Source organism: Cellulomonas sp. EB106-03-03-XG116, from assembly GCF_058792015.1.
The window spans coordinates 1-16,343 of the sequence record NZ_JBYTEP010000042.1; the positions used below are offsets into that span (position 1 = coordinate 1).

13 protein-coding genes are annotated in these 16,343 nt (G+C 76.3%); 7 read left to right on the top strand and 6 right to left on the bottom strand.

Annotated features, from left to right (window positions below):
• Window positions 1-918, bottom strand: a 918-nt coding sequence (locus AC3WUG_RS14575; protein WP_492328335.1) for a LysR family transcriptional regulator, incomplete at its 3' end; no start/stop codon positions are given.
• 81 nt (window positions 919-999) lie between these two features.
• Between AC3WUG_RS14575 and AC3WUG_RS14580 the strand changes: the two genes are divergently transcribed.
• Window positions 1,000-2,046: an aminotransferase class V-fold PLP-dependent enzyme gene (locus AC3WUG_RS14580; protein ID WP_492328336.1), complete on the top strand. Its 1,047-nt coding sequence runs from the start codon at window positions 1,000-1,002 to the stop codon at window positions 2,044-2,046.
• A 33-nt stretch (window positions 2,047-2,079) separates the two neighbouring features.
• Here AC3WUG_RS14580 and lexA read toward each other — a convergent pair whose 3' ends face one another.
• Complete coding sequence (gene lexA, locus AC3WUG_RS14585; protein ID WP_492328337.1) at window positions 2,080-2,823, bottom strand: transcriptional repressor LexA; 744 nt, start codon at window positions 2,821-2,823, stop codon at window positions 2,080-2,082.
• 257 nt (window positions 2,824-3,080) lie between these two features.
• Between lexA and AC3WUG_RS14590 the strand changes: the two genes are divergently transcribed.
• From AC3WUG_RS14590 to AC3WUG_RS14600, 3 genes are all read left to right on the top strand, one after another.
• The gene (locus AC3WUG_RS14590) at window positions 3,081-3,476 is read left to right on the top strand and encodes a LysM peptidoglycan-binding domain-containing protein (RefSeq protein WP_492328338.1); all 396 of its coding nucleotides are present in this window, start codon (window positions 3,081-3,083) and stop codon (window positions 3,474-3,476) included.
• Between the two features lie 485 nt (window positions 3,477-3,961).
• On the top strand, window positions 3,962-4,471 hold the full coding sequence (gene nrdR / locus AC3WUG_RS14595) for a transcriptional regulator NrdR (protein ID WP_492328359.1): 510 nt from the start codon (window positions 3,962-3,964) through the stop codon (window positions 4,469-4,471).
• A 147-nt stretch (window positions 4,472-4,618) separates the two neighbouring features.
• Entirely contained in the window at window positions 4,619-6,646 is a 2,028-nt protein-coding gene (locus tag AC3WUG_RS14600) for a S9 family peptidase (protein WP_492328339.1), read from the top strand.
• A gap of 77 nt (window positions 6,647-6,723) precedes the next feature.
• On the opposite strand, the gene AC3WUG_RS14605 is transcribed toward AC3WUG_RS14600, so the two are convergent.
• The 4 genes from AC3WUG_RS14605 to AC3WUG_RS14620 form a co-directional block, all read right to left on the bottom strand.
• The gene (locus AC3WUG_RS14605) at window positions 6,724-8,418 is read right to left on the bottom strand and encodes an AMP-binding protein (protein ID WP_492328340.1); all 1,695 of its coding nucleotides are present in this window, start codon (window positions 8,416-8,418) and stop codon (window positions 6,724-6,726) included.
• Between the two features lie 76 nt (window positions 8,419-8,494).
• Complete coding sequence (locus AC3WUG_RS14610) at window positions 8,495-9,544, bottom strand: aldo/keto reductase (RefSeq protein WP_492328341.1); 1,050 nt, start codon at window positions 9,542-9,544, stop codon at window positions 8,495-8,497.
• A gap of 50 nt (window positions 9,545-9,594) precedes the next feature.
• Window positions 9,595-10,791 carry a phosphoglycerate dehydrogenase gene (serA, locus tag AC3WUG_RS14615; protein ID WP_492328342.1) on the bottom strand — a complete coding sequence of 399 codons (1,197 nt, stop codon included), beginning with the start codon at window positions 10,789-10,791 and terminating at the stop codon, window positions 9,595-9,597.
• A 69-nt stretch (window positions 10,792-10,860) separates the two neighbouring features.
• The gene (locus AC3WUG_RS14620) at window positions 10,861-13,104 is read right to left on the bottom strand and encodes a HelD family protein (RefSeq protein WP_492328343.1); all 2,244 of its coding nucleotides are present in this window, start codon (window positions 13,102-13,104) and stop codon (window positions 10,861-10,863) included.
• A 287-nt stretch (window positions 13,105-13,391) separates the two neighbouring features.
• On the opposite strand from AC3WUG_RS14620, the gene AC3WUG_RS14625 reads away from it, so the two are divergent.
• The 3 genes from AC3WUG_RS14625 to AC3WUG_RS14635 all read left to right on the top strand — a co-directional run bounded on the left by AC3WUG_RS14625 (window position 13,392) and on the right by AC3WUG_RS14635 (window position 16,322).
• Window positions 13,392-14,336 carry a proteasome assembly chaperone family protein gene (locus tag AC3WUG_RS14625; RefSeq protein ID WP_324846646.1) on the top strand — a complete coding sequence of 315 codons (945 nt, stop codon included), beginning with the start codon at window positions 13,392-13,394 and terminating at the stop codon, window positions 14,334-14,336.
• 88 nt (window positions 14,337-14,424) lie between these two features.
• The gene (locus AC3WUG_RS14630) at window positions 14,425-15,816 is read left to right on the top strand and encodes an MFS transporter (protein ID WP_492328344.1); all 1,392 of its coding nucleotides are present in this window, start codon (window positions 14,425-14,427) and stop codon (window positions 15,814-15,816) included.
• 302 nt (window positions 15,817-16,118) lie between these two features.
• Window positions 16,119-16,322 (top strand): cold-shock protein, encoded by a 204-nt coding sequence (locus tag AC3WUG_RS14635; RefSeq protein WP_146833414.1) that lies wholly within the window; start codon window positions 16,119-16,121, stop codon window positions 16,320-16,322.
• The last annotated feature ends 21 nt before the right edge of the window (window positions 16,323-16,343 follow it).

Here is a 16,343-nt window from a genome sequence, read left to right on the forward strand (position 1 = left end):
GTGCCGCACCGCCGCCGCGGCCTCGCGCAGCGCCGCCACCGCGGCGACCACGGCGGGCACCCGGGCGGTGCCCGCCTCGCCGACCGCCTCCACCAGCCGCGCGGCGCCGGGCCGGGCGGGGTGCACCGTGACGCCGGGGTGCGGCAGCGCGGCCAGCGCGAGCCCGGGCAGCGTCGCGACGCCGAGGCCGGCCCGGACCAGGCCGAGCACCGCCAGGTAGTCGTCGGTCGCGAAGTCGACCCGCGGGGCGAAGCCGGCGCGGGCGCAGGTGCCGACGAGCTGCGCGCGGCACTGCGGGCAGCCCGCGATCCACGGCCGGTCGGCGAGCCCGGCGAGGTCGACCGGCTCGCCGTCGGCGCGCCCGTCGGACGCGGGCAGCACGACCAGCACCTCGTCCCGCAGCAGGGCCGCCCGCCGCAGCCCGCCGGCGTCCGCCGGCCCGGCGTCGGGTCCCGCGTCGCGGAACGTCACGGCGACGTCCACCCGGCCGGCGGCGAGCTCGGCCAGCGCCTCGGGCGGCTCCGCCTCCACGAGCGTGACGCCCACGCCGGGGTGGGCGGCGCGCAGCGCGGCGAGGGCGGCGGGCAGCAGGGTGGCCGCCGCGGACGGGAAGGCCGCCACGCGCACCCGGCCCGCGCGCAGGCTGGCCACGGCGGCGACCTCCTCCAGCGTCGCGTCCAGCGCCGACTGCACCGCCGAGGCGTTCCGGGCGAGCACGCGGCCCGCGTCCGTGAGCCGCACGCCGCGCCCGGCGCGGACCACGACCGGCGTGCCGACGAGCCGCTCGACGGCGCGCAGCTGCTGGCTCGCCGCCGGCTGCGTCAGCCCGAGCTCGCGCGCGGCGGCGGTGACGCTGCCGGTGTCCCGGACGGCACGCACGAGGCGCAGGGCGGCGGCGTCGAGGCTGCGGGCGACCATGGACCCACCATAAGGCGGATGCATGGGTCGGTGCGGAATCGGTGCTTGTCTGCATGGGTACGCGCCGACGAGGCTGAGGGCATGCGTTCCCTCGCCGACCTGCGCTCCGACTTCGACCCCGCGCCGGGGCACCTCGACGCCGCCACCGCGGGCGTCGCGCCGCGGCGCACCGCCCGGGCGCTGCACGAGGACGTGGACCGCTGGTCGTCCGGCGGCCTCGACGTGGCGCGGTACGAGCGCGCGGTCGGGACCGCCCGGGAGCGGTTCGCCGCCCTGGTCGGCGTGCCGGCCGACCGGGTCGCGATCGGGTCCCAGGTCTCGGCGATGGCGGCGGTGGCCGCGGCGTCGCTCCCGGACGGCGCGCGCGTGGTGTGCGTGGCGGGCGACTTCAGCTCGGTGGTGTTCCCCTTCCTCGCGCAGGACCGGCTGCGGGTCGAGCACGTGCCGGCGGAGCGGCTGGCCGAGGCCGTCGTGCCGGGCGTCGACCTGGTCGCCTACTCGCTGGTGCAGTCGGCGACGGGCGCGGTGCTCGACGACGAGGCGGTGCTCGCGGCCGCCCGGGCGGCGGGCACCCGGACGCTGTGCGACCTCACCCAGGCCGCCGGGTGGCTCCGCGTCGACGCGTCCCGGTACGACGTCAGCGTGACCGCGGCGTACAAGTGGCTGTGCGCGCCGCGCGGGACCGGCTTCCTCACCGTCCGGGCCGGGGCGCAGGACGCGCTGCGCCCCGTGCACGCGGGCTGGTACGCGGGCGAGGACCCCTGGGCGTCCTGCTACGGGCCCGAGATGCGGCTGGCGGGGGACGCGCGGCGGTTCGACGTGTCGCCGGCCTGGCAGGCGTGGCTCGGCGCGGCCGAGTCGCTGGACGCGTTCGCCGGCGTGGACCCCGACGCCGTCCAGGCGCACGCGATCGGGCTCGCCGACGACTTCCGCGCGGGCCTCGGGCTCGGGTCCGGCGGCAGCGCGATCGTGACGCTGCCGGACCCCGACGGGCGACGGCGCGGCGCCCTGCTGGCCGCGGGCTGCCGGGTCGCCGGCCGCGCGGGACGGGTCCGGCTGGCGTTCCACGTCTGGAACGACGCGGCGGACGTGCGGCGCGCGCTCGCCGCCCTGCGCGGGGAGGTCTGACCCGGGCCCGGGAGGGGGCGGTGCCCCGCCGGGTCAGAGGCTGCGGAGCACCGAGACGACGCGCCCGAGCACCTGCGCGTGGTCGCCGTCGATCGGGGAGTACGCCGGGTTCTGCGGCAGCAGCCACACGTGGCCGTCCGCGCGCTTGAGCGTCTTGACCGTCGCCTCGCCGTCGAGCATGGCGGCCACGATCTCCCCGTTCTCGGCGACGGGCTGCCGGCGGACCACGACCCAGTCGCCGTCGCAGATCGCGGCGTCGATCATCGAGTCGCCGACGACCTTGAGCAGGAACAGCTCGCCGGCGCCCACGAGCTGGCGGGGGAGCGGGAACACGTCCTCGACGAGCTGCTCCGCGAGGATCGGTCCGCCGGCGGCGATCCGGCCGACCACCGGCACGTACGCGGCCTCGGGCGCACCGTCGCGGGCCGCGGAGTCGGCGTCCCCGATGCCGGTGACGCCCGCGAGCCCGGGGAGCGGGGCCACGCCGCGCGAGTCGTCTGGCTGGACGACCTCGATCGCGCGCGGCCGGTTCGGGTCGCGGCGGAGGTAGCCCTTGCGCTCGAGGGCCGTGAGCTGGTGCTTGACGCTGGACGGGCTGGTGAGGCCGACGGCGTCGCCGATCTCCCGCATGCTCGGCGGGTAGCCGCGCGACTCCACCGACGCGCGCACGGTCTCGAGGACCAGCCGCTGCCGCGGCGTGAGCCCGTCGCCGTCCCCGAGCTCGGCCACGGCCGCCTCGCCGAGGCCCGCCGCGGTGCCCGTCCCGTCGCTCGCCATGTCCCCGCTCCCGTCCCGTCCGCCCTGGTCAGGCCGCCCGCAGGTGGGTCCGGGGCGGTCCGTCGGGCGGGCGTGTCAGTGCCTCGTGGTGCGCTGTACCCGACGTCACCGAGCGTAGGGGGACGGACGGGCGGGATCAAACACCTGTTCGATCGTGTCTCGACATCGTCGGTGGGGTGTGGTTCCATCGTACAAGCGTTCGAACGAACAGGTGTTCGACTCGGGTCGCCCGGCGGCCCAGGAGGGAAGTGGTGGGGATGAGCGCGATCGCAGCACACCCGGGGATCGCCCGTCCGGCGCGCCGGCAGGCTCCCGCCCGGCGCAACGGGGATGCGCGCCGGCCGGTCGCCGCAGGCGGCGAGGGCCGTCTCCACCTGACGCGGCGCGGTCGTGTCGTCGTCGCCCTCCTGGGCCTGGCGGTCGTCCTCGGCGGCCTGGTCGGCGGGCGCGCCGTGGCCGAGTCGCCGGAGCGCGCCACCGAGGTCACGACGCACGCGGTGCAGTCGGGAGAGACGCTGTGGGCGATCGCCGCCAGCGTCGCCGGCCCGGGCGAGGACGTGCGCGACGTCGTGCTCGGCCTGCAGGAGCTGAACGGCCTCGCGGACGCCTCGCTCCAGGCCGGCCAGGTCCTGCTGCTCCCCGCCGGCTCCTGACGGCGGGTCGGTCGCCGCGACCCGTGCGAGCGGGCCTGGATCGTCGATTCGAGCCGCTCCGAAGCCGCTGGTCAGTCGCCGTGCAGGTCTCGAACGGATTACGGCACTCGGTGCTTGCGTAATTGGCAGGCGCGCCTCTACTGTGGTGCCACCTCGAACGGCTGGCTGGGGGGCTCGCCGCGAGGGACGCGTCGTCGTCACGGCCCTCGGGTCGGACGCAGAGGCGTGCAGCAACCGTCCGGACGAGGCGAGTCGTCCGGACGAGACGGGACGGGGGCGTCCCCACGAGGGTGGCCGCAGCAGCGGCCACCCTCGTCGTCTGCCCGGGCACCGCTTCCCCCGCTCGTGACCAGCGGGTTCACCCCTGCGCGGATCCGCCTTGCACCGCCCGCTCCCGGAGCCCTACCGTGTCCCGGTCGTCCGGGCGGGCGCGCATCGTCGCGGTCCCGCCCCGGCGCGTGCACCACATCCCGGAGGAGGCGTCCATGCACTGCCCGTTCTGCCGTCACGCCGACTCCCGCGTCGTGGACTCCCGCACGTCCGACGACGGCCTGTCGATCCGCCGCCGGCGCCAGTGCCCGCAGTGCAACCGCCGGTTCACCACGATCGAGACCGCGAGCCTGTCGGTCGTGAAGCGGTCGGGCGCCACCGAGCCGTTCAGCCGGGAGAAGATCGTCAACGGCGTCCGGAAGGCCTGCCAGGGCCGACCGGTCAGCGACGACGACCTCGCGGTGCTCGCGCAGCGCGTGGAGGAGAACCTGCGCGCGAGCGGCAGCGCCGAGCTCGACGCGTACGAGATCGGCCTCGCGATCCTCGGCCCGCTGCGCGACCTGGACGAGGTGGCCTACCTGCGGTTCGCCAGCGTCTACCAGGCGTTCAACAGCCTCGAGGACTTCGAGGCGGCGATCACCGTGCTGCGTGCGGAGAACGAGGCCGCCGACGCCGCCCGCGTCGCGTCGCCGGATGCGCCCGCCGAGGACGCGCCGACCGCCTGACGCGTCGCCGGGAGGCCCCGCGCGGGTCGCCGACCCGCGACGCACCCGGCACGCAGCCGGCCTGCACCCGTCCCGGACCCGCCCGCGCGGGTCCCGGAGCGGCGTCTCCGGCCCCGCGGGCGCCCCGCGCGTACTACCGTCGGATCCGTGATCCCTGCTGACCTCGCGCTCCTGCACGCCCCCGGAACCCCCGCGGTCGCCCCCGACGGCTCGTTCGCCGTCGTCGCCCGCACCGCCCCGGACCTCGAGTCCGACGAGTACACCGGCCAGCTCTGGCGGGTGGCGACCGACGGCGCCACGCCGCCGCAGCGCCTGACCCGCGGCCACCGCGACACCGACCCGCAGGTCTCGCCGGACGGCCGCTGGGTCGCGTTCCTGCGCGCCGAGCCGAAGGGGCGTCCGCAGCTGTTCCTGGTCGAGGCCGCGGGCGGCGAGCCGGTCCGGCTGACCGACGCGCCGCTGGGCGTGCAGACCGCGCGGTTCTCGCCGGACGGCGCGACGCTGGCGTTCGTCGCCCGGGTGCCCGAGGAGGGCCGGTACGGCGACGGCGACTCCGGCGCCGAGCGCCCCCGGCACATCACCGAGCTGCCGTACCGCAACGACGGCGTCGGCTTCACGCGCGACAAGCGCCGCCAGCTGTTCGTCGTCGACGTGCCCGCCGACCCCGGTGCCCGCGCCGCGCTGCCCACGGCCGAGGCCGACGAGCCCGCCGCCCGCCAGATCACGTCCGGCGACACCGACGTCGAGCAGGTCGCCTGGTTCCCCGGCGGGCGGTACGTCGTCGCCGTGGCCGCCCGGCACGAAGGCAAGGACCAGGACCTGCGCTCGGACGCGGTCGTCGTGGACACCGCACCCGAGGCCGACCACGCGCTCGTCCCGCTGACCGACGCGGACGCCGGCAGCACGCTCGCCGTGGCCGCGGCGCTGCCGTCGGCCGACGGCGCGGCCCTGTGGCTGCTCGCGCAGGACATGGGGTCGTCGGGCCGGGAGTTCGTCGCGAGCCAGACGGGGCTGTTCCGCCTCCCGCTGACCGCCGGCGACGCCGCGCCGACCGCCGCGGGCGCCCCCGAGCGGCTGACCGACGCCGAGGCGGTCGACCTCGACCCCGGGACGTTCGCCGTGACGGCGGACGGCGTCCTCGCGGGGGTGCTGCACCGTGGCACGGTCGTCCTGCGCCAGCACCGCGCCGACGGCTCGACCCGGGACCTGCTCACCGGCCTCGTCGCCCACGGCGTCGCCGCGGCGACCGACGCGCCGGTGGCCGTCGTCACCGCCGCGGGCCCGGCCACGTCCGGCGACCTGCACGCGGTCGACCTGGCCACGGGGGAGACCCGCGCGCTCACCGACTGGTCGGCGCCGCTGCGCGCCACCGGCCGGGTCCGCGCGCCGCGCGAGGTCACGGCCACCGCGCCCGACGGCTACCCGGTGCACGGCTGGGTCGTCACGCCGGACCCGGAGCGGTTCGCCGGCCCGCACCCGACGATCCTCATGATCCACGGCGGCCCCTACGCCCAGTACACGGTCGGCCTGTTCGACGAGGTGCAGACGCTCGCCGAGGCCGGCTACGCGGTCGTCTACGGCAACCCGCGCGGTGCGGCCGGCTACGGGTCGGCGCACGGCAAGGCGATCCAGCACGGCTTCGGCACGGTCGACACGGACGACGTCCTCGCCCTGCTCGACGCGGCGCTCGAGGACCCGGCGCTGGACGGCGAGCGGGTCGGCGTCATGGGCGGCTCCTACGGCGGCTACCTCACGGCGTGGCTGACCACCCGCACCGACCGGTTCGTCGGCGCGATCGTCGAGCGCGGCTTCCTCGACCCGGTGTCGTTCGTCGGGTCGAGCGACATCGGCTGGTTCTTCGGCCTGGAGTACCTGGGCGACGGCGACGACGAGGAGGCCCGCGCGCAGGTGGCGGCCCAGTCGCCGATGGCGCACGTGTCCCGCGTGACCACGCCGACGCTCGTCATCCACTCCGAGCAGGACTGGCGGTGCCCGGTCGAGCAGGGGCAGCGCTGGTTCGTCGAGCTGAAGCGCCGCGGGGTGCCGGCCGAGCTGCTGCTGTTCCCGGGCGAGGGCCACGAGCTGACCCGGTCGGGCCGCCCGCAGCACCGGCTGGTGCGGTTCGAGCACGTGCTCGACTGGTGGGAGCGGACGCTCCCGGTCGCCCGCGGCTGACCCGCGCGACGAGGGGCCCCGCACCGGTTTCCGGTGCGGGGCCCCTCGTCGTGCTGCCGCCGGACGCGCGGCGGGCGTCAGACCGCCGAGGCCGCCAGCAGGTCGTCCCGGACCACCCGGCGGAGCACCTTGCCGATCTGGGACCGCGGCAGCTCGGGCAGGATGACGAGGTCGCGGGGCACCGCGTACCGGGCCAGCCGCTCGCCGCACCACTCGCGCACCGCGGCGATGTCGACGTGCGCCCCGAGCTCGGTGACGATCGCGGCCACGACCTTCTCCCCGAGGTCGCCGCCGGGCAGGCCGACCACGGCCACGTCCCGGACGCCCGGCATGCCGCGGAGCTTGTCCTCGACCTGCGACGGGTACACCTTGAACCCGCCGGTGACGATCATCTCCTTGATCCGGTCGACCAGGACGACGAAGCCGTCCTCGTCCAGCCGGACGACGTCGCCGGTGCGCAGCCAGCCGCCGGGCAGCAGCTGGTCGGCGGTCTCCTCGGGCCGGTTCCAGTAGCCGGCGAACACCTGCGGGCCGCGGATCAGCAGCTCGCCCTGCTCGCCGGGGGCGACGTCGCGGGTCGGGTCCTCCTGGTCGACCACCCGGACGTCGGTGCTCGGGAACGGCAGGCCGAGCGCGCCGGGGCGGCGAGCGGGGGACAGCGGGCTGCCGAGCGCGACGGGGGAGGTCTCGGTCATGCCGTAGCCCTCGATGACGAGGCCGCCGGTCAGCCGCTCCCAGCGGGCGGCGGTCTCGGCCGACAGGGACATCGCGCCGGAGATCGCGTACCGGAAGGACGACAGGTCGGCCTTCTTCGCCTCGGCGGCCGCGGCGAGCCGGTCGAGCATCGGCGGCACCGCCGGCAGGAAGGTGCCGGGGCGGCGCCGCTGCGCGGCGAGCACGGTCGCCGGGTCGAACTTCGGGAAGGCCACCAGGGTCGCGCCGACGCGGGTCGCGTACGTGAGGCAGAGAGTCAGGCCGAACGCGTGGAAGAACGGCAGCACGCCGTAGATCGTCTCGGTGCCCGGCTCGGCCTGGGTCCAGGCCTGGCCCTGCACGGCGTTCGCGGCGAGGTTCCGGTGCGTGAGCACGGCGGCCTTGGGCGTGCCGGTGGTGCCGCCCGTGTACTGCAGGAGCGCGACGTCGTCCGCGGTGGGCCCGGGGGTCCCGGCGGGCAGCGCGGTCGCCTCGGCGACCAGGCGGTGCCACACCGGGGTGCCGGCCGGCAGCGCGGCGCGCAGGGCGCCGCGGGTCCGGCGGGCGGCCGGCAGGGGGAGCCGGAGCGCGAGGCGCTTGGCGGCGGGCAGGTCGGCCGACACGTCGACCGCGACGACCGTGCGGACCGCGGTGCGGTCCTGCCCCGCCAGGACGGGCGCGACGGCCTTCTCCCAGACGAGCGCGACGGTGGCGCCGGAGTCGGCGAGCTGGTGCGCGAGCTCGTCGGCGGTGTACGTCGGGTTCGTCTCGACGACGACCGCGCCGAGCCGCAGGGCGGCGTAGAACGCGACGACGTGCGCGGTGCAGTTCGGCAGCACGATCGCGACCCGGTCGCCGGCGCGGACGCCGAGGCCGCGGAGCACGGCGGCGCCCCGCGCCACGGCACCCGCCAGCTCGGCGTACGTCGTCGTCCCGCCCATGAAGTCCACCGCGACGCGCTCGGGCCAGGACGCGGCGGCGCGGTCCAGGGCGGCGGTCAGCGGCTCGTCGGGCACGTCGACGACGGGCGGGACGCCCGGCGCGTAGGAGGAGTGCCACGGTCGCGTGAAGTCGGTCACGAGGTCACCGTAACCTACGGATGCGTAAGTTACGTGTGCGTAGCCCGAGGCAACGGCGCAGAGTTCCCTGTGAGTGTCAGAGGTCCGAGGACCGCGAGCCCCACAGGTTGATGCCGGCGTCCCCCGCGTGCCGGTCGATCTCGGCCAGCTCGTCGTCGGTGAGCGCGGGGCCGTCGACGGCGGCGAGGTTCTCCCGGAGCTGCTCGGGGGTCCGGGCGCCGAGCGCGACCGACGTCACCCGCGGGTCCCGCAGCACCCAGGCGACGGCCAGCTGCGCGAGCGACTGGCCCCGCGCCTCCGCCACCGCGTTCAGCGCGCGCACCCGGTCCAGGTTCTCGTCGCTCAGGTACTCCGGCCGCAGCGGCCCGCCGCGCGCCGCCCGGGAGTCCTCGGGCACGCCGCCCAGGTACTTGCGGGTGAGCATGCCCTGGGCGAGGGGCGAGAACGCGACGACCCCGAGCCCGGCCTCGCCGGCGACGTCGAGCAGGCTGCGGTCGCCGGCCTCCCCGTCGGGCTGCTCGACCCAGCGGTTCAGCATCGAGTAGGACGGCTGGTGCAGGGTCAGCCTCAGGCCCAGGTCGTCGGCGACGGCCAGCGCCTCGGCGGTGCGGCGCGCGGAGTACGACGAGATCCCCGCGTACAGGGCGCGCCCGGAGTCGACGGCGGTCTTCAGCGCGCCGAGGGTCTCCTCCAGCGGGGTGCTCGGGTCGTACCGGTGGCTGTAGAACACGTCGACCCGGTCGGTGCCGAGCCGGCGCAGCGACTGGTCGAGGGACGCGAGCAGGTACTTGCGCGAGCCGAACTCGCCGTACGGGCCGGGCCACTGCCGGTAGCCGGCCTTGGTGGCGATCAGCAGCTCGTCGCGGTACGGCGCGAGGTCCGTCGCGAGCAGCCGCCCGACGCTCTCCTCGGCGGCGCCGGGCGGGGGACCGTAGTTGTTCGCGAGGTCGAGGTGCACGACGCCCGCGTCGAACGCGGCCAGCACGAGCGCGCGCTGGTCGGCGAACGGCGTGGCGTCCCCGAAGTTCTGCCACAGCCCCAGGGTCACCGCGGGGAGGTCCAGGCCGGAGCGCCCGGCGCGGCGCAGGGGGAGTCGGTCGTGGCGGGCGTCGTCGGCGAGGTGCACGGTCCCGACGCTAGCGCGTGGGCCGGGCACCCCGCCGGGCGGGCCGGTCGTCAGTCGACGACGCGCAGCCGGATCGTCTCCGGGCGGGCGCGCAGCGCCGCGACGACCGCGGGCTCGACCGCGACCGCGTCGGTCACCACGTAGCCGACCTCGCCGCGGGTGGCCAGCAGCTGGCCCTCGATGTTCGCGCCGTGCTCGGCGAGCGTGTTGTTGACCGCCGCCAGCACGCCGGGGACGTTGCGGTGCAGGTAGGTGAGCCGGTGCACGCCCGGGCGCGCCTCGAGCGTGAGGTTCGGCAGGTTGACGCTGAGCATCGTCGTGCCGGTGTTCATGAAGTCGCGGAGCTTGTTCGACACGAACTGGCCGATCGCCTCCTGCGCCTCCTCGGTCGACCCGCCGGTGTGCGGGGTGAGGATGACGTTCGGCAGGCCCCGCAGCTCGGACTCGAACGGGTCGCCCTTGCGCTTCGGCTCGACGGGGAACACGTCGACGGCCGCGCCGGCCACGTGCCCGGCGAGCACCGCGTCGCGCAGGGCGGCGTAGTCGACGACGAAGCCGCGCGACAGGTTGAGGAAGATCGCGCCCTCGCGCATCCGCGCGAACTGCTTGGCGCCGAACAGGCCGGCGTTGCCGCTGCGGCCGTCGACGTGCAGCGTGACGATGTCGGCGACGTCGAGCAGCTCGTCGAGCGTCTCCGCGCGGCGCGCGTTGCCCAGCGCCAGCTTCTCGGCGGTGTCGTAGAAGACGACGGACATGCCGAGGTTCTCGGCGAGCACCGACAGCTGGGTGCCGATGTTGCCGTAGCCGACGATGCCGAGGGTGCGACCGCGGACCTCGTGCGAGCCGTCGGCCGACTTGTTCCAGACGCCCTCGTGCATCGACTTGTCGAGCACGGTGAGCCGCCGGGTCAGCGCGATGATGTCGGCCAGCGCGATCTCGACCACCGAGCGGGTGTTCGAGAACGGGGCGTTGAACACCGCGACGCCGCGGGACGCCGCCGCGTGCAGGTCGATCTGGTTCGTGCCGATGCAGTAGGCGCCGACCGCGACCAGGTCGGGCGCGGCGTCGAGCACGGCCTCGGTGACGTTGGTCTTGGACCGGATGCCCAGCAGGTGCACGCCCTGCAGCGCCTCGATCAGCTCGGACTCGTCGAGCGCGCCGGAGCGCGTGACGACCTCGTAGCCGGCCGCCTCCATGATGGTGCGGGCCTGGGGATGCAGGTTCTCGAGGAGCAGGGCGCGTAGCACGGGCCTATGGTGCGCCTCGAGGCGCGCGGTTCCAAGCCGGTCCCGGTCCTCGGACACCCGTGCCGCGGGTCAGTCCGCGTCCGGCTGCTCCCAGCCCGCCGGCAGCGGCCGGCTGTGCACGACCCGCAGCGCCTGCGTCGGCCGGGTCATCGCGACGTACAGGTCGCCCGCCCCGCCCTTGAGGACGTCGGCCGGCTCCACCAGCACCACCGCGTCGAACTCCAGGCCCTTGCTCTGCGTCGGCGTCATCAGCGTCAGAGGGGCGTCCAGGTCGGGCGAGCCCGCCCGGGTCGCCCCGGCCTGCGGCAGCACCCGCGCCAGCGCCGGCAGCGCCTCGGGGGCCGCGATGACGGCCACGCGCCCGGCGCCGCTCGCGTCGCGGACCGCGGCGAGCGCCGCCTCGGCCTGCCGCGCCACCGCCTCGGGCACGGCCGCCGCGTCGACCAGCTCCGTGCGCAGGGCGTCCTCGACGTCGCGCGCCGAGGTGGTCGGGGTGAGCGGCAGCCCGGCCGCGCGGCCGACGCGCTCGGCGGCGCGGGCGACGGACGCGGGCGTCCGGTAGTTCACGGTGAGCTCGGACAGCCGCCACCCGCCCGCGAGGATCCGGTCGAACGTCGCGGCCCAGTCCCGGGTGCCCGCGGCGGTCGAGGTCTGCGCGACGTCGCCGACGACGGTGAGCGACCGGGTCGGCACCCGGCGCAGCACCATCCGCCAGGCCATGGGGGAGAGCTCCTGCGCCTCGTCGACCACCACGTGCCCGTAGGTCCAGGTGCGGTCGGCGGCGGCGCGTTCGGCGGTGGTGAGCGCCGGGCCGGTCGCGGCGAACCGGTCCGCCAGCAGCTCGGCCGAGACCAGGCCGGTGCCGGACTGCTCCAGCACCTGGCGGGCGTAGTCGAGCTCCTGGGCGCGCTGCGCGGCGTCGTGCTTCGCCTGGGCGCGGGCGGCCTGGTCGTCCTCGCCGAGCAGCTCCGCCGCCTCGTCCAGCAGCGGGACGTCGGCCTCGGTCCACGGGGCGTCGGCGTCGCGGAGCAGGGCGGCGCGCTCGTGCGCGGACAGCTCCGGCGCGGCGGCGTCGAGGCGGGCCGGCTTCGACAGCAGGGCGGAGACCAGCCCCTGGGGCGTGAGCGGCATCCACGCGAGGTTGAGCGAGATCCGGATCTCGCGGGTCGTGCGCAGCTCCTCGAGGATCTCGCCGCGCTCGTCCGGGGCCACCGACCAGCCGAGCTGGCTCACGTACTGCTCCGCGAGCCGGCCCAGCATGTCGCGGACGAACGTCACCCGTGCCTGGTTGTGCGGCCGGTGCCCGCGGCGGGCGTGGTTGATCGCCCCCCGCACGTCGGACGGCTTCACGACGATCCGGTGGCCGTCGATCGTCACGACCGTCGGCTGCTCGGGCGCGCGCTGGCGCTGGCGCACGGCGCGCTCGACGATCTTCCGCCACACCGGGCGGCCCTTGATCTCGGCGACGACGTCGTCCTCGGTGCCCGTCGCCACGACCCCGGGGAACAGCTCGCCGACCGTGGTCGACACCACGCCGGTCTCGCCGAGGGACGGCAGCACCTGGTCGATGTACCGCAGGAACGTCCGGGAGGGGCCCAGCAGCAGCACGCCCGAGCGCTCGAGCACGCGGCGGTGCGCGTACAGCAGGTAGGCGGCGCGGTGCAGCGCGACGGCCGTCTTGCCGGTGCCGGGGCCGCCCTGGACGACGAGCGCGCCGGCGAGGTCGGCGCGGATGATCGCGTCCTGCTCCGCCTGGATGGTGGCGACGATGTCGCCCATCCGGCCGGTGCGCCGCGCGGCCAGGGCCGCGAGCAGCGCGCCCTCCCCGGACAGCGCGCCGAGCCGGGCCGCGGCCTCCTCGTCGGCGAGCACGTCGAGGTCGATGACCTCGTCCTCCAGCCCGGTCACCCGGCGGCCCCGGGTCACCAGGTGCCGGCGCTGCACGACGCCGTCGGGGTTCGCGGACGTCGCCCGGTAGAACGACTGCGCCGCCGGCGCGCGCCAGTCCGTGAGGATCGACGCGTGCTCGTCGTCGTTCAGACCGATGCGGCCGATGTACCGGCGGCCGCCGTCGGCAAGGTCCAGCCGGCCGAACGCCAGCCGGTCCTCGACGGCCTCCAGGCGCGCGAGGCGGTCCTCGTAGAGCGTCGCGAACGCGTCCCGCTCCGAGCGGTTCTGCGGCGAGCCCGACGGGCCGACCCGGCGGACCTCCGCCAGCCGGTCGCGGGTGCCCGCCCGCAGCTCGTCCAGCCGTGCGTACAGGCCGTCGACGACCTCCTGCTCGGCCGCCAGCTGCGCCTCGATCCCGGTCACGCGTGCTCCCGTCGGTCGTCCCCGTGGCGCCCGGACCCCCGGGTGGCGCCACCGTCCTGCGTCGCTCCCGGCGGCGGTCGACGGGCGGTCGTCCGGCCGGAGCGGCCGTCCATTCTCCACCATTCCGGACCGGTCGTGTGACGGCCGACCAGGGTGGCGGTCGCCGGGGTCCCCGCCAGCGCGAAGATCGTCCGGCCGGTCGGGAAGAGGCGCGGCACCCGCGGTGTTGTGACCCTCAGGACGCCGCCCCCCGGGCGGCGCGCGGACTGACCCCCAGGGAGGACCCCATGCTGGACCCGAGCGAGATCTACGCCGTCGACCCGGCGGTCGCCGCCGAGGTCGAGGCGCGGACCGCGGGCGGCAGCGGGCCGGTGCTCGTGCACGCCGTGCGCGGCTTCGTGGACGCCGGCGGCGCCGGGCGGCTGTCGGCCGAGCACCTGACCGAGCAGCTCCCGACCGAGCGGCTGGCGACCTTCGACGTCGACCAGCTCCTCGACTACCGCTCCCGCCGCCCCACCGCCACCTTCGAGGGCGACCACTGGGGCGAGTACGACGAGCCCGAGCTCGCCGTCGACCTGGTGCGCGACACCTCCGGCGTGCCCTTCCTGCTGCTGCACGGCGTCGAGCCGGACGTGCAGTGGGAGCGGTTCGCCGCCGCGGTGCGCCAGATCGTCGAGCGGTTCGACGTGCCGCTGACCGTCGGCCTGCACGGCATCCCGATGGGCATCCCGCACACCCGGCCGCTGTCGGTCACGGCGCACGCCAACCGGCCCGAGCTGGTCGCGGACTACACGTCGTGGTTCGGCACCGTGCAGGTCCCCGCCTCCGCGGGCACGCTCCTGGAGATCCGGCTCGGCCAGTCCGGGCACGACGCCATGGGCTTCGCCGTGCACGTCCCGCACTACCTCGCGCAGTCGCCGTTCCCGCAGGCGTCGATCACCGGCCTGGAGCACGTGCAGCGCGCCGCGGGTCTCGAGCTCGACCTCGGGGCGCTGACCGAGGCCGCCTCCGAGACGATGCTGGAGGTCGAGCGCCAGGTCGAGGACCAGCCCGAGGTGCAGACCGTCGTGCACGCGCTCGAGCAGCAGTACGACGCGTTCGCCCGGAACATCGGGCGGCCGAGCCTGCTCGCCGAGACCGCGGAGCTGCCGACCGCCGACGAGCTCGGCGCGGAGTTCGAGCGGTTCCTCGCGCAGCAGGGCGACGAGAAGGGCCCGAACCCGGGGTACTGATCCCCGGGGCGCTTCCCGGGGCGCGGGGCCCCGGGTGTGACCGGCGACTCGTCGGTCGCGCCCGCGGGCACCGGCAGAATGGCTGCACGTGACCTCCGACCGCCGCGCCCTGCTCGTCTGGTCCGTCGCGGTCGGCGCGTACGTCGTCGCGATCATGAACCGGTCGTCGCTGGGCGTCGCCACGCTCGAGGTCACCGACCTGTTCGGCGTCTCGTCCGCCCTGCTGGCGACGATGGCCGTGGCGCAGCTCGTCGTCTACGCGCTGCTGCAGGTCCCCGTCGGCGTCCTGCTCGACCGGTACGGGCCGCGGGTGCTCGTGGCCTCCGGCGCGGCCGGGATGGCGCTCGGGCAGACCGTGCTCGCGCTCGCGCCGTCCGCCGGCTGGGTGCTCGCGGGGCGCGTGCTGGTCGGCGCGGGGGACGCGCTCACGTTCGTCTCCGTGGTGCGGCTGGTGCCGGCGTGGTTCGCCGCGCGGCGCGTGCCGGTGATGACCCAGCTCACCGGGAGCCTCGGCCAGCTGGGGCAGGTGCTCTCGGCGGTCCCCGTCGTCGCGCTGCTGCACGCCGAGGGCTGGCGCACGACCTTCCTGTCCGTCGCGGCCGTGGGCGTGGTGGCGACCATCGCGGTGCTGGCCGTCGTGCGGGACGCGCCGGCGGAGACCGACGGGCCCGCCGGGGCGCTCGCGGGGGACGCGCCCGCGGGGCAGGCCGCGGAGCCCGGGGTCGCGGCGGCCCTCGCCGCGGGTGCCGCGTCGGCGCCCGCGCCGTGGTGGCGGGTCGGCCTGCTGCGCCGGCGGTGGCGGCCCGCCCGGGCCCGCGCGCCGCGGGAGCCCGGTGCGCTGCGCGCGGTGCTGCGCGACCCCGGCGCGCGGCTGGCGTTCTGGATGCACTTCTCGGGCCAGTTCAGCAACCACGTCGTCGTGCTGCTGTGGGGGTTCGCGTTCTTCGTCGAGGGCCAGGGCCGCACGCCGGGTGAGGCGAGCGCGCTGCTCACGCTCAACGTGGTCGCGGCGGTGGTCGCCGGACCGGTGATCGGCGTCGTCGTGGGCCGGCACCCGCGCGCCCGGATGCCCCTCGCGCTCGGCACGTCCGCGGCGATCGGCCTGGCGTGGCTGTCGGTCACCCTGCCCACGGCGCCGGTGCCGTACGCGGTGCTGTGCCTGTTCGTGGTCGTCGTGGCCGTCGGCGGCCCGACGTCCCTGGTGGCCTTCGACGTGGCGCGGTCCTGCACGCCGCCGCGGCGCCTGGGGACCGCCACCGGGTTCGTCAACACCGGCGGGTTCGTCGGGGCGCTCGCGACGATGCTGGTCGTGGGGGTCGTGCTCGACGCGGCGTCGGGGGGCGCCGGCGCCGGCGCGCGGGACCTCGCGGCATTCCGGGCGGCGTTCGCCTGGGTGGCCGTGCCGTGGGTGCTCGGCGTCGCCGCGATGCTCCTCGGCCGCCGCGGCGCGCGCCGGGCCCACCCGGGGCTGGCGGTCTGAACCCCTCCCGACCGGTCGGTCGGGGTGGTCGTCCTGTGATCGGCTCGTGACCGGATCGTTGTGATCGACGTCGCATCGGGCGTTGAAGAACCGTGGCGTCGCGATGACCTGCGTGAGAGGATCGCCGTGTTGCAGTGACGTACTGACGCTTGACCGGCGCCGGTCGGGCCCCCTCCGGGGGCGCCCGCGCGGCACCTTCCAGCCATCCGGCTGGTCCACCCGGTGCAGGACGCGGGATAGGCATTGCGGCACGGTCCGGGGAGTTCCCGGCACCGTCACCGGATGGACAGAAGGACAAGAACATGGCACAGGGTGCTGTCAAGTGGTTCAACGCCGAGAAGGGCTACGGCTTCATCGCCCAGGACGGCGGCGGCGCCGACGTCTTCGTGCACTACTCGGCCATCGACTCCCAGGGCTACCGCTCGCTCGAGGAGGGCCAGCGCGTCGAGTTCGAGATCACCCAGGGCCCGAAGGGCCCGCAGGCGGAGAAGGTCCGCCCGCTCTGATCTGACTCCGGTCGCCCCCCG